Annotated in this window: 12 protein-coding genes; 5 read left to right on the top strand and 7 right to left on the bottom strand. The window is 70.1% G+C overall.

What is annotated here, in order from left to right; all coding sequences use genetic code 11:
- Nucleotides 1-24 precede the first annotated feature (24 nt).
- Complete coding sequence (locus SSP08S_RS07625; RefSeq protein WP_019066986.1) at nt 25-891, bottom strand: sirohydrochlorin chelatase; 867 nt, start codon at nt 889-891, stop codon at nt 25-27.
- Between the two features lie 222 nt (nt 892-1,113).
- Here SSP08S_RS07625 and SSP08S_RS07620 point away from each other — a divergent pair, with 222 nt between their 5' ends.
- Nucleotides 1,114-1,803, top strand: a complete 690-nt coding sequence (locus SSP08S_RS07620) for a SanA/YdcF family protein (RefSeq protein WP_078532365.1) — start codon at nt 1,114-1,116, stop codon at nt 1,801-1,803.
- 18 nt (nt 1,804-1,821) lie between these two features.
- Here SSP08S_RS07620 and SSP08S_RS07615 read toward each other — a convergent pair whose 3' ends face one another.
- Nucleotides 1,822-2,238: a gamma-glutamylcyclotransferase family protein gene (locus SSP08S_RS07615; RefSeq protein ID WP_019066984.1), complete on the bottom strand. Its 417-nt coding sequence runs from the start codon at nt 2,236-2,238 to the stop codon at nt 1,822-1,824.
- A 122-nt stretch (nt 2,239-2,360) separates the two neighbouring features.
- On the opposite strand from SSP08S_RS07615, the gene SSP08S_RS07610 reads away from it, so the two are divergent.
- The 3 genes from SSP08S_RS07610 (at nt 2,361) to SSP08S_RS07600 (ending at nt 5,543) form a co-directional block, all read left to right on the top strand.
- Nucleotides 2,361-4,004, top strand: a complete 1,644-nt coding sequence (locus SSP08S_RS07610) for a M4 family metallopeptidase (protein ID WP_019066983.1) — start codon at nt 2,361-2,363, stop codon at nt 4,002-4,004.
- Nucleotides 4,005-4,095: 91 nt separating this feature from the next.
- Nucleotides 4,096-4,572, top strand: coding sequence for a carboxymuconolactone decarboxylase family protein (locus tag SSP08S_RS07605; protein WP_019066982.1), 477 nt, complete (start codon nt 4,096-4,098; stop codon nt 4,570-4,572).
- 41 nt (nt 4,573-4,613) lie between these two features.
- Entirely contained in the window at nt 4,614-5,543 is a 930-nt protein-coding gene (locus SSP08S_RS07600; protein WP_019066981.1) for an RNA polymerase sigma-70 factor, read from the top strand.
- 11 nt (nt 5,544-5,554) lie between these two features.
- On the opposite strand, the gene SSP08S_RS07595 is transcribed toward SSP08S_RS07600, so the two are convergent.
- The 5 genes from SSP08S_RS07595 to SSP08S_RS07575 form a co-directional block, all read right to left on the bottom strand.
- Complete coding sequence (locus SSP08S_RS07595; RefSeq protein ID WP_019066980.1) at nt 5,555-6,175, bottom strand: hypothetical protein; 621 nt, start codon at nt 6,173-6,175, stop codon at nt 5,555-5,557.
- Nucleotides 6,169-7,737: a hypothetical protein gene (locus SSP08S_RS07590; protein WP_019066979.1), complete on the bottom strand. Its 1,569-nt coding sequence runs from the start codon at nt 7,735-7,737 to the stop codon at nt 6,169-6,171. Before SSP08S_RS07590 ends, SSP08S_RS07595 begins: the two co-directional genes overlap by 7 nt.
- A 14-nt stretch (nt 7,738-7,751) precedes the next feature.
- Nucleotides 7,752-9,215 (bottom strand): hypothetical protein, encoded by a 1,464-nt coding sequence (locus SSP08S_RS07585; RefSeq protein ID WP_019066978.1) that lies wholly within the window; start codon nt 9,213-9,215, stop codon nt 7,752-7,754.
- A gap of 85 nt (nt 9,216-9,300) precedes the next feature.
- Complete coding sequence (locus tag SSP08S_RS59130; protein WP_019066977.1) at nt 9,301-10,431, bottom strand: hemopexin repeat-containing protein; 1,131 nt, start codon at nt 10,429-10,431, stop codon at nt 9,301-9,303.
- 79 nt (nt 10,432-10,510) lie between these two features.
- The gene (locus SSP08S_RS07575; protein WP_019066976.1) at nt 10,511-11,098 is read right to left on the bottom strand and encodes an NADPH-dependent FMN reductase; all 588 of its coding nucleotides are present in this window, start codon (nt 11,096-11,098) and stop codon (nt 10,511-10,513) included.
- Nucleotides 11,099-11,361: 263 nt separating this feature from the next.
- Here SSP08S_RS07575 and SSP08S_RS07570 point away from each other — a divergent pair, with 263 nt between their 5' ends.
- Nucleotides 11,362-11,880, top strand: coding sequence for a GVDTG sorting domain-containing protein (locus SSP08S_RS07570; RefSeq protein WP_019066975.1), 519 nt, complete (start codon nt 11,362-11,364; stop codon nt 11,878-11,880).
- Nucleotides 11,881-11,933 lie beyond the last annotated feature (53 nt).

Below are 11,933 nucleotides of genomic sequence, written 5' to 3'. Positions count from 1 at the left end.
TAAAAGACTCGCCTCCCGCAGGGGCTAAGCCGACGCCAGTTCCTGTGCTGTCGTCACCGGAGTTGCCAGCGTCTGGTCGTAGCGGTGGAGGACCAAGCGTGCCATCGCGGGGTGGGCTCCCAGGGGTGCTGATGCGATCCATGGAGCCTGCTCCGCGCACTGTGTCGCGAAGCGGCCCGGGGCCGTGAAACAAGAAGCGACAGCCACCCTGTGGCGGCCCCTCGCGGCGAGGGCGCGGATCGCCGCTGCGACCGTGGGCGTCGCCGCCGACGCGTACGCGGGGATCACGGGGACTCCCAGGCGGTCGGCGAGGAGTTGGGCCGTGTGGTTGGTGTCGAGCTTGGAGTCCGGGTCGCGGGAGCCCGCTGCGGCCAGGACCACCGCGCTGCCGCGGCGGGACTGCTCATCGCCCCTCGTACGCCAACCCGCCTCCACCAGGCGGTCGTAGAGGGTCTCTACGAGGAGGGGGTGCGGGCCGAGAGGGGGTGCCACGCGCGCGCGTGCCTGTGCCTCCGCCGCCATCTCCGGGATGTCTCGCTTGACGTGGTAGCCACGGGCCAGGAGGAGGGGGACCAGGACGGCGTCGGTGGGGCCGAGTGCGGTGAGGGTGTCCGTCAGGCGGGGCTCGTTGAGTTCGATGTGGCCCAGGTGGACGGGGAGGCCGGGGCGCAGTTCGCGGACGCGTTCCACGAGGGCTCGTACGGTGCTCAGGGCGCGCGGGTCGCGGCTGCCGTGGGCCACGAGGACGAGCGCGGGCGGAGCGGGGCGGCGGCTGCCGTTCAGGGAGACGGCGCTGAGCTGGCTGGCGAGCTGACTGCTGATCCGGTTCATGAGATGCGCCGTACTGTCGAGGGTCGTGGACTCGTCGTGGGGATGATGCGACGCCGTCATGGAGTGATGGTGGCGGTGGGAGGTTGCCGTGCCGTTGCACCGGAATGACGGGTCTTTTCCGGGGGTTCACGGTGGGGTTCGGGGGGTGTGTGAGGCGACGTGACCTGCGGGTTCGGCGTTCACAGTGAAGCCAGTCACACTGCCGGCGGCGAACCGGATCGGGTTACGGCGCGTCTGTGACTGTCGAAACCGAACGGTGAGGGGCCCCCGTTGATACGTCTGATGCGCCGCCCGAGACTTCGCCGACCGCGGCTGCCACGCACGCGTGCCGGGTGGCGGCAGCTCGTGCAGGGGGTCGCCCTCGGGTGTGTCCTCGCGCTGCTTCCGGCGACCTGGCTGTGGGTGGCGACGGCGGACCGGCTGCGGACCCTTCAGGACGCGCCGCGCACCGATGTGGCCGTGGTCTTCGGCGCCGGGCTGTGGGACGGCGAGCCGTCGCCGTATCTCGCGCACCGGCTGGACGCGGCGGCCACGCTGTACCGGGAGGGCCGGGTGAAGGTCGTCCTGGTGACCGGTGACAACAGCCGCAAGGACTACGACGAGCCGGACGCGATGCGCGTCTACCTGGCGAAGCACGGGGTGCCCCGCGCGCGCGTGGTGACCGATTACGCCGGCTTCGACACCTGGGACTCGTGTGTCCGCGCCAAGAAGATCTTCGGCGTCGACAGGGCCGTGCTCATCAGCCAGAAGTTCCACATCCGGCGGGCAGTCGCGCTGTGCGAGGCGGCGGGGGTCGACTCGTACGGCGTCGGGGTCGACGAGGCGCACAACGCGACCTGGTACTACGGCGGTACCCGCGAGGTGTTCGCGGCGGGCAAGGCCGCGCTGGACGTGGCGGTCCATCCCGATCCGCAGTTCCTCGGGCCGAAGGAGAAGGGGGTCGCTCGGGCGCTGGCCTCCGGCGGCAACTGAGGATCGTTCAACAATCCTTCAGCGGTGGTGGCGCCAGTCGCCGCCCTCGATCAGCTTGCCGTGGGCGCGCAGGGCGGCGGTGACGGCGGGGGCCGCGAGATACACCCAGGCGCGTACCGCCGTGCCGTCGGCGTCGCGGGTCACCGGGCGCTCGACGCGCTCGTAGAGGTTGCGCGGGTCGCCGGGGGCGTAGTCCTCGAGCCGGTCGAGGGCGAGGAGGAGCCGGGGGTAGGACTCGGGGCGCGCGGTGACGAGTTCGCCGACGACCACCGAGCCGGGGTCCTCGACGGCGTACGGGTAGCCGGGGCCCTCGTAGAGGACGGCGCCGTGCAGGCGTCCCGGTTCCTCCGACTCCGTGCGGCCGCGCAGGAAGAGGTCGTGGTTGGGCTCGCCGGGGCGGAGGGTGCCGTAGACGAAGAACGGGAGGGGTGTCACTCGGCCTCCTGGAGTCCGGAAGTCTTTGCACGCGCTATGGACATGACATGTCATGACCCTTTAAATCTCATTCAACATCAACGCGGCCCCCACGCCCCCCACTTGCGTTCTTGAGGAGACCGATGAGTCGGACACGGCACGTTCATGGTTCCCGTCTCGCCACGGCCGGTATCGCGGCCGGCGCCGCGACCCTGCTGGCCGCCACCCTCTCCCCCACCGCCCAGGCCGTCGACCGGCCGACCCGGTCCGCCGCGATCGCGAACGCCGCGTCCGCGCTGCTGGCCCACGCCACGAGTCTGGGGCTGACGGCCTCGGAGGGCACGTCGGTCCGGGACGTGATCGTCGACCCGGACGGCACACAGCACGTCCGCTACGACCGGACGTACCGCCAACTCCCGGTGCTCGGCGGTGATTTCGTGGTGCACCTGGCTCCCAACGGGAGCTATCGCAGCGCCGACCGTGCGACCCGCGCCTCCATATCCCTGGCGACCGTCACGCCGAAGGTGGCCGCTCCGAAGGCGGCGGACCTGGCCGTCAACGCGCTGCGGGCCGCGCATCTCGGCGAGGCGCTCAAGGGCGTGACCGCCAAACCCCAGCTGATAGTCGACGCCCTCCACGGCGCCCCGAAGCTCGCCTGGCGGACCAATGTCGTCGCCAAGGACTCGCTCGGCAACCCGGTCGCCCGAACCGTGCTGACCGACGCCCGCACCGGCGCCCGGATCGACGCCTGGGACAGCGTGGAGACGGCGACCGGTGACGGGAAGTCGCTGTACAGCGGGACGGTGCCGCTGGAGACGACGCTGTCGGGATCGACGTACCAGCTCAAGGACGCCTCGCGCGGCGGGACCTACACCGGTGACGCGGCGAACAAGACCGACCTGTGCATCCTCGGCATCTGCATCAGCCGGGCGCCGTCCACGGTGTTCACCGACACCGACAACCACTGGGGCACGGGGGCGGCTTCGGACCGTTCGTCGGCGGCGGTGGACGCGCAGTACGGCACGAACGAGACCTGGGACTACTACAAGAGCGTCCACGGCCGGAACGGCATCGCGGGCGACGGGAAGGGCTCGTACAACCGGGTCCACTACGGCAACAGCTACAACAACGCGTTCTGGGACGACAGTTGCTTCTGCATGACGTACGGCGACGGTGACGGGACGCAGCTCGGGCCGCTGGTGGCGCTGGATGTCGCCGGGCACGAGATGACGCACGGCGTGACGTCGAAGACGGCGGCGCTGACCTACTCGGGCGAGTCCGGCGGGCTCAACGAGGCGACCTCCGACATCATGGGCACGCTGGTGGAGTGGTACGCCAACAACGCGTCCGACCAAGGGGATTACCTCATCGGCGAGAAGATCGTGCGGTCCGGGTTCGGGCGGCCGGCGCTGCGGTTCATGGACAAGCCGTCCAAGGACGGGAACTCCGCGGACTGCTGGAGTTCGACGGTCGGGAATCTGGACGTCCACTACTCCTCGGGGGTCGCGAACCACTTCGCGTATCTCCTCGCGGAGGGCAGCGGCGCGAAGACGATCAACGGGGTCGACTACAACTCCCCCACCTGCAACGGCTCTTCGGTCGGCGGGATCGGCCGGGACAAGCTGGGGGCCATCTGGTACCGGGCGCTGACGGTCTACATGACGTCCTCGACGAACTACGCCGGGGCCCGCACGGCGACGCTCAGTGCGGCCAAGGACCTCTACGGGGTGGGGAGTTCGGAGTACAACGCGGTGGCCGCGGCCTGGAGCGCGGTCAACGTGGGGTGAGACCCGGGTCACATGCGTCCATGTCACAGGGGAACGGGCCGTCTCGTCCCGTGGGTGTAGCCACTGACGACGACGGCCCACGGAGGGCATCATGGACGCACGACTGAACTTCTTCGCCAGCCCGACCGCCGGCAAGGCCGCCAAGCAGTTCATGGCGGTCGGCAGGTCGCTCAAGAACTCCGAACTGCCCGCTCTGACGCAGGAGTTGGTGGCGCTGCGGGTCAGCCAGATCAACGGCTGCGCCGTGTGCATCGACATGCACACCAAGGAGGCCGCCGAGGCCGGCGAGACCTCGGTGCGGCTGAACCTGGTCGCGGCGTGGCGCGAGGCCACGGTCTTCACCGAGGCCGAACGGGCCGCGCTGGAACTGGCGGAGGAGGGGACCCGGGTCGCGGACGCGGCCGGCGGGGTGAGCGACGAAGTGTGGGCGCACGCCGCCAAGCACTACGACGACGAGCAGCTCACCTCACTGGTCATCCTGGTCTCCTTCATGAACTCGGTGAACCGGCTGAACATCATCACCCGACAGCCGTGCGCGGGCGACTACAAGCCCGGCATCCTCGGCTGAACCGCACCCCACCCGCACCGGCCAGGACAAGGAGATCCCGCGTGAGCGAAACCGACCGGAAGGCCCAGGAGTTCGAGGAGCTGCGACCGCTGCTGTTCTCGATCGCCTACCGGATCCTGGGCAGTGTGGGCGAGGCCGAGGACGCGGTGCAGGAGACCTGGCTGCGCTACGACGGCTCGGGGACCCGGCCCACCTCGACCAAGTCCTTCCTGTCGGCCACGGTCACGCGGATCTCCATCGACGTCCTGCGCTCGGCGCGGGTACGGCGGGAGGAGTACGTCGGGCCCTGGTTCCCGGAGCCGCTGCTGAGCGACCCGTACCAGGACCCGGCGCGGTCGGTGGAGCTCGCCGACTCGGTGTCGATGGCGGCGCTCCTGCTGCTGGAGCAGCTCAGCCCGCTGGAGCGGGCCGTGTTCGTGCTGCGCGAGGTGTTCGCCTTCGGCTTCGACGAGATCGCCACGACCGTGGGGCGTTCGGAGTCGGCGTGCCGGCAACTGCTGGTGCGGGCGCGGCGGCACATGGCGGACAAGCGGCCCCGGTTCGCCGCCGACCGGCAGGAGCGGCAGGAGCTGGCGACCCGGTTCTTCGACGCGCTGAAGGACGGTGACGTGGGCGGACTGCGTGAACTGCTCGCCGCCGACGTGCAGTTCGTCGGGGACGGCGGCGGCAAGGCCCCGCAGCTGGCCAGGGCCGTCATGGGCGCGGAGAACGTGGCCCGGGTGCTCGGCACGGTCTTCCCCTGGCTGATCCGGATCGACGTGTCGTTCGAGCCGCACGAGGTCAACGGCCAGCCCGGCGCGCTCTTCCGCGACCGCGACGGCAAGGTGCTCCACACCCTCGCCCTCGACGTGCTCGACGGGCAGATCCAGACCATCCGCGCGGTGATCAACCCCGACAAGCTCACCCACCTCGGCCCGGTCGGCGACGCCTGGGCCGTCGACCGCGAACTGAAGCGGGCCCGACGGGGCTGATCCGCCTGTCACTACGGCCGGCCCGTCAGGTCGGCCGTCTCCAGATACACCTCGGCCAGCACCTGCAACTGTGTTTCGTCCGCAGTGAGTTGCTCGCCCGGTCGCAGGCGTCCGGTCAGATCGTCCGGGCGGCCGGGGACCGTCACCGTGCGCGCGGGCGTCTCCTCCACGCTGCCCAACGCCCACCACTCGCCCGCGAGTTGGGCGGTCAGGACCTGGTCGAAGTCCGGGGGGCGGGTGAGGACGTGGGCCAGGTAGAGCTGTTCGCGGCCGAAGAGGACGTAGCGGAGCCCCGCCGGTTCGGTCGGGTGGCCGGCGTACACCGTCTCGTCGATCGTGATGCTCACTTCTCCCAGCGGTTCACCGTCCCTTCCGAAGCGGCCGAAGTAGAGGTCTGCCGGGCAAGTGGCGCCCGGTTCCAGGTCCTTGAGGAGGAGGGTGCGCGGGCGGGCGGTGAACAGGGCCGAGGTGCCGTAGCGCTTGCGGGCCGTGCGGTAGGTGTCGGTGTCCAGGGTCACCCGCAGGACGGCCTGGAAGTCGTGGGGCGCGGTGAACGTGGGCATGTGGACGGCGTAGACGGTGTCCGTGCCGAGCAACAGCAGGCCGTGGAGGGCGAGTTCGGCGCTCACCATGTCAGGGCCGGGTCCGGGTCCGGGCTCTTGGGGAGCTGTCTGCACACGAAGCCGGCGAGGAACACGTCCTCCGGCGCGGTGACGGTGCTCTGGACCGCCGAGGTCGCCTGCTGGTAGGCCACCCAGCGCAGTTGGAGGTCGTAGCCGTACTGGACGACCAGCACCTTGGCGAAGCGGCCCTCCGTCGTGCGTACGGCGAAGACGTCGCCGGAGACCAGTTGGTTGCTCGCGTCCGGGTTGCCGGTGATCGGGGTGGTGGCGTAGGTGAGGGCCGACAGGCGGTGGCCGTCGAAGGCGTCGTAGTCGACCTGGCCGAGGTTGACGATGCCCCCGTGGGAGCTGGGGACCAACTGGGCGGTCGTCTCCGTCATCCACTCCCACCAGAGGTCGGCGGTGTTCATGCCGCCGCCCGCGATGCCGTTGTCGAGGTCCAGGGTCCAGGTGCCGTGGAGGGTGGTCTCGCCGGGGGTCTCGGTGTAGCCGACGGCCTGGCGGATCAGCTCGATGTTGCGGGCCAGGGCGACCGATTCGACGTAGGAGGGGCAGCGGCCGTGAGGTGGGGTGGCGCCGTCGCTGAGCGGGGCGACGCCCGCCGAGAGGCGCCAGGCGCGGGAGCCGAACAGCTCCATCGGCGGGTCCAGCCAGGGGCGGACGACGGAGACGACGCGGTACTCGAAGGCGAGCGAGAAGACCGAGTCGTCGGTGGCGCGGTCTCCGAAGGCCGCCCTGAGTTCCGCCGGCGCCTGGGCGGCCAGGGTGCGGAACATCTGCTCCGGGAGGACGACTCGCGACCAGGGGTCGTCCAGGGCGCCGTCCGGTGAGTAGTAAGTGGGCGCGAAACGCGTGCCGTTGGGGGCGGTCGTGTACTGGTCGGGGAGGTTCGGGTTGAAGGTGTCTCGGTGCCGCTTCCAGATGCCGGAGGGTGCCTTGGAGGCGAGTTCGGAGGTCTCGCGCAGGGCGTCCTCCACCTCGGCCTTGTGTCCGGCGGTCTGCCAGGCGTCCATGGCGTCGTCCCTGGCCTGGCGGAGCCGCGGTTCGTCGACGTGGGTCCAGTGGTCGCGCGCGGCCGGGTCGGCGGACATGACCGCCGCCTGTTCCGCCTGGTGGTAGTCCGTGTCGGCCTGGAGCCAGGCCTGGCGGGCCGTGCGGTAGTCACGCAGGGCGGGCGAGGGGACGAACACTCCGTCGGGGCCGGTGTCGTAGAGGTAGTCGACTGCCCTGTCGTAGCGCTGGTGTTCCTCCGGGGTGAGGGTGGAGCCGGCCAGGTCGGCGCCGAGTACCTCGCCGTAGACGCTCCACAGATGGGTGGTGGCCGGGGGTGCCCAGACGGGCTGGGTGGGGATGCGGTTGACGAGTTCGCAGAACTCGGACCAGACCGTGGCCCGGGCCGTGTCCAGGGCGCCGCCGAAGCGGAACGTGCTGTCCTGGTGGACGACCGGTGTCACCGGTACGCCGACGAGGTGGTCGGGGTCGGTGAGCAGGTTCCGGAAGTACGCGCCCAGGCCGAACATGGCGGCCGCGTCCACCGGGGACGCCGACCACACCGTTGCGTTGTCGGTCACAATTGCCCGCCGCCCTATACCAGTTGGTCGGGGTCGAGGCCGTCGAGCAGGTCGGGTGTCTTGCCCAGCAGGTGGTTGACGAAGCCGATGATCTGCATGCCGGGGACGGTGATGGTGGCGCCGTCGTTCTCCGAGTGGAAGTGCTGGTCCGACTCGGAGTGGCTGTAGCTGCCCCGCACGGTGAACGGGCCCCAGCCGACACTGGCGTTGACCGACACGGAGCTCTGGTGGGTCTGCAGGGCCTGGGCCAGCGAGGCGGAGTGGATGGTGAGGTTCCTGATGAACAGGGCCTGGAGCGGGTAGCCGATGAAGCGGCCCTGGGGCGGGGTGCCGCCGTCGGACGGCATCTCGTCGTAGTTCCAGCCCTGTCCCTTGCGCAGGTCCCAGCCGCGGTTCTCCAGGAACTCCGGGTAGAACCAGGGCCGTACGACCTGCACCTGGGCCATCTCGAAGGACATCGAGAAGTCGTCGACCTGGTAGTTCTCGCTGTAGTCCTGGGAGTTGGAGCTGACGCCCGCACTCGCGCTCCACAGACCGAAGTTGAGACCGCCGCCCGCCGACCAGGACGTCGTCTCGTAGTGGCTGTGGGAGTCCACCATCTGGTGGTACATCGAGTACGCGGTCCAGCCGCTGGAGGTGGCGAAGTCACCGGGGACGACCGTCGTGTAGTAGAACGACTGGCCCGGGCCAAGGGCGTTGGTGTTCGCCTCCTCGTAGAAGCGCTCCAGGTTGCGCTTCCACAGCAGCATCGACTTCTCGGTGGTCTGGTCGATGTAGGCGTTGATCTCCTCGACCTCGTTGCGGTACCCGCTCGACGTCCAGTCGTCCATCGCGGCGGCCACCTGCATCGAGTACAGCTGCGCGTTGGCCGCCCAGTCCGCGACCGCCTGCTTGCCGGACTCGCCGACGGCGGCCTGCGCGGCGATCCGCTTGTTGTTGTACGACAGCGCGGCCGTGACGTACGCCTGCATGCACGCCTTGTAGGCCTTGAGCATGGGGCTGTCCTCGGTGACCTGCTTCTCCTGCTCGGTGACGATGTCCTTCACCGTGCGCGTCACCCTCAACAGGCCGCGGAACCGGTCCAGTTTGGCCTTCTGGTCGTCGGTGAGCTGATCGTCGACCACCTTGGAGAACTTGAGGATCTGGCCGTAGATCTCGCTCAGCCGGGCGCCGCTCGCGTTGCGCCACACCCCGTCCTGGCGGCCCGACGAGTACGCCGAGGTCACGTCCGGGATGAAGTCGATCAGCGAGGAGAAGTTGTACGCCTGCTGGAGCAGGAGCTTGTCCTCCGCCGCCGTGGCGCCGGTGCCGATGCCCTGCGCGGCGAACGCGAAGTCCGCCTCCTGGTACGGCAGTCCGGGCATGCACCAGGTGATGAAGCTGGACTTGGCGGGCGGGACGCTGCCGTCGCCGCCGGTGAGCACGTTGTACATCTGGTCGCGGAACGTCCGCCCCAGATCCCCCAGTTGGTATCCCATGTCCCCGTCCTGCCCGGGTCATATGACACCTATACGGCGACTTGCGGTCATTCACCCGGATCGGTGAATCACCGGCCGCTCCAGTTCAGGCTGCCGCCTCGATGTTCCGCATGACGGACGCGAGGGAGTCGTAGTAGTTCGTGGCGGTCGCGTAGCCCGCGTCCGCGACCGCCCGGGCGAAGGCGTACGGGTCGTCGGTGTGGTCGAACGCGGGCGCGTAACGGGCGTTGTTCCGCAGGTAGTTGCCGTGGGCCGTGAAGGACTCCTCGGGGCTCGCGTAGACGCGGAACCAGTCGCGGACGACGTACAGGTACTTGCCGTCGGGGCGCTGCGTCACCGAGACGACCTCGGGGAACTGCACGTCCGGGCGGTCCAACACCTCCTGGGTCCTGAGCAGTTGGCGGGTCTCCGGCGGGTCGGTCGCCTTCGCCTTGATGCCGAAGAAGTTGTTGCCGGGCGCGGCCGTGCCCCAGCCGGATTCCAGGGCCGCCTGGCCGAGCGTGACCAGGGCGGGCACACCGGTCGCCGTCTCGCCGGCGGTGGCGAACTCGCCGTAGGACTGCAGGAATTGGGCCGCCTTGCTCGAACTCGGCGGTGAGGTGGCCGCGTTGGACCAGATCGCGTCGTAGGGGCCGGTGAGGCCGGGCCACTGGTCGGCGGTGGTGAGCGGGTGGCCGTCCTCCTGTTTCTTGGTGTGCCAGTCGACGGCCGTGTACTCGGTGCCCTTGAAGAAGTACGCCCGTCCGTTGCCGGGGTTGAGCGCGCCGTCGATGCCCTCGCCGATCCAATCGGCGGTGACTCCGGTCCAGCCGTCGGCGATGAGTCTGGGGTAGCCGGGGTCCTGGCGGTCGGCGGCGATGTCGTAGCGGACGTACTGGGGGCCGCTGAAGAAGTAGAGCTTGCCGTCGGCCCAGTTCATGACCGCGTCGACGGTGTCGAAGGAGAGGCCGGTCCAGTTGTCGCGGATCGTGAGCGGGTAGCCGTCGTCGACGGTCTGGGTGGCGAACGGGATGCGGACGTACTCCGTGCCCCGGAACACATAGAGGTGGGCCTGGCCCAGGTCCACCGCCGCGTCGACGCCCTCCTCCCAGCCGGGCGGCAACCCGCCCCAGGCCGCGCCCAGTTGCCACTCCTGCGCCGGGTCGGCCGCGTCCGCGTCGAGGTCGTACGTGGACACGGTGGCCCCGACGGTGAAGTACGCCTTGTCCACACTCATGCGGGGATGCATGCTCCGGCGGGGCCGTTCTCATGGCGCGGGACGGGTTCCCGTTCGGGTGAATTCAAGGGCGGCGACCTTATGCGGCGTACGGCCGCGTCTCCCGCGCCTCCTTCAACGACCGCCCCCACCACACCAGTTGGTCGAGCATCGCCTTCGCCGCCGCGTCCGGGGCCGAGGGGTCCTTGAGGAGGCCGCGGTCGTCGAAGGACGCGCCCGCGTTGTGGAAGGAGACGGTGTCGCGGACCGTGACGGCGTGGAGTTCGGCGAAGACCTGGCGGAGGTGCTCCACCGCGCGCAGGCCGCCCGCGAGGCCGCCGTAGGAGACGAGGGCGACGGGCTTGGCGCGCCACTCGGTGTAGTGCCAGTCGATGAGGTTCTTGAGGCCGGCCGGGAAGGAGTGGTTGTACTCGGGGGTGAGGACGACGAAGGCGTCGGCCGAGGACAGTTTCGGGGTGATGGCGGCGAGCGCGGCGGACGCCTCCGGGCTCGGGGCGAGGGTCGTGGGCAGCCGGCCGGTGTCGGCGACGTCGACGACCTGGAGGGTGAGGTCGGCGCGGTCGTTCACGTGGGTGAGGAGCCAGTCGGCGACGACCGGGCCGAAGCGGCCGTGGCGGTTGCTGCCGATGACGACGGTGACGGTCAGAGGAGCGGTGTCGGTGTCCATGCGGGCAGCCTGGTACCTCAACCATTCTTGAGGTCAAGCGCGGCCGTCGTCACCCGTTCACACGCTCGGCGTGCGCTCTTCGGGTACTCCTTCGGGACGGGGGCGCCGTACCCCTATGACCTGCTGAAACAGCGAGGAAACGGGCCGCCGCGACGGCTCCCTGACACCCATTCACCACACTTCTGACGTGCGCTCAGGAAGCGGGCTCGGCCCGGTGCCACTTACCTCGGAAGGGCAGCCAACCACAGCTCGGAGGAGCACCGATGCGTCGTACGGCCCGTCTGTTGACCGGTACCGCGCTCGCCGTCGCCGCCGCGGGTCTCGCGACCGCACCGGCGTACGGCGGCGAGACCGGCAGCCTGGAGGTGTTCCCGTCGAGCGCCGTGCCGGGCGGCGACGTCACGGTGAACACGGCCGCGTGCGGCGACGGCGGTACGGCGGCCGGGGACGCCAGCGCGGTGGGCGCCGGCACGTTCACGCTGGCGCCGAGCACGCACGAGGGCGACGCGATCGGGCAGTTCAAGGTGCCGCCGAGCGCGCAGCCGGGGACGTACGAGATCGTCGCGAAGTGCACGGACGGCAAGGAGGTCAGCGGCGATCTGATGGTGACGCTGGCCTCGATGCGGCAGCAGGTGCAGCCGCGCGGAAGTGTGAAGACGGGGGTCGGTGGCGCCCTGGGCCCCGACCCCGTGCAGACCGCGGCCGGTGTGGCGGCTCTCGCCGTCGCCGCCGCGGGCGGTACCTGGCTCCTGCATCGCCGGGCGAGAGGCGACGGGATCTGACGGACACCCTCCGCTGTCCGTCCGCCGGTACCGCAAGCCCCTCCCCCTCCGGG

Origin of the sequence: Streptomyces hokutonensis (genome assembly GCF_000376565.1) — a bacterium.
Lineage (GTDB): Bacteria > Actinomycetota > Actinomycetes > Streptomycetales > Streptomycetaceae > Streptomyces > Streptomyces hokutonensis.
Note: the sequence above shows the minus strand (reverse complement) of the source record. Positions and strands in the feature narration are given on the sequence as shown.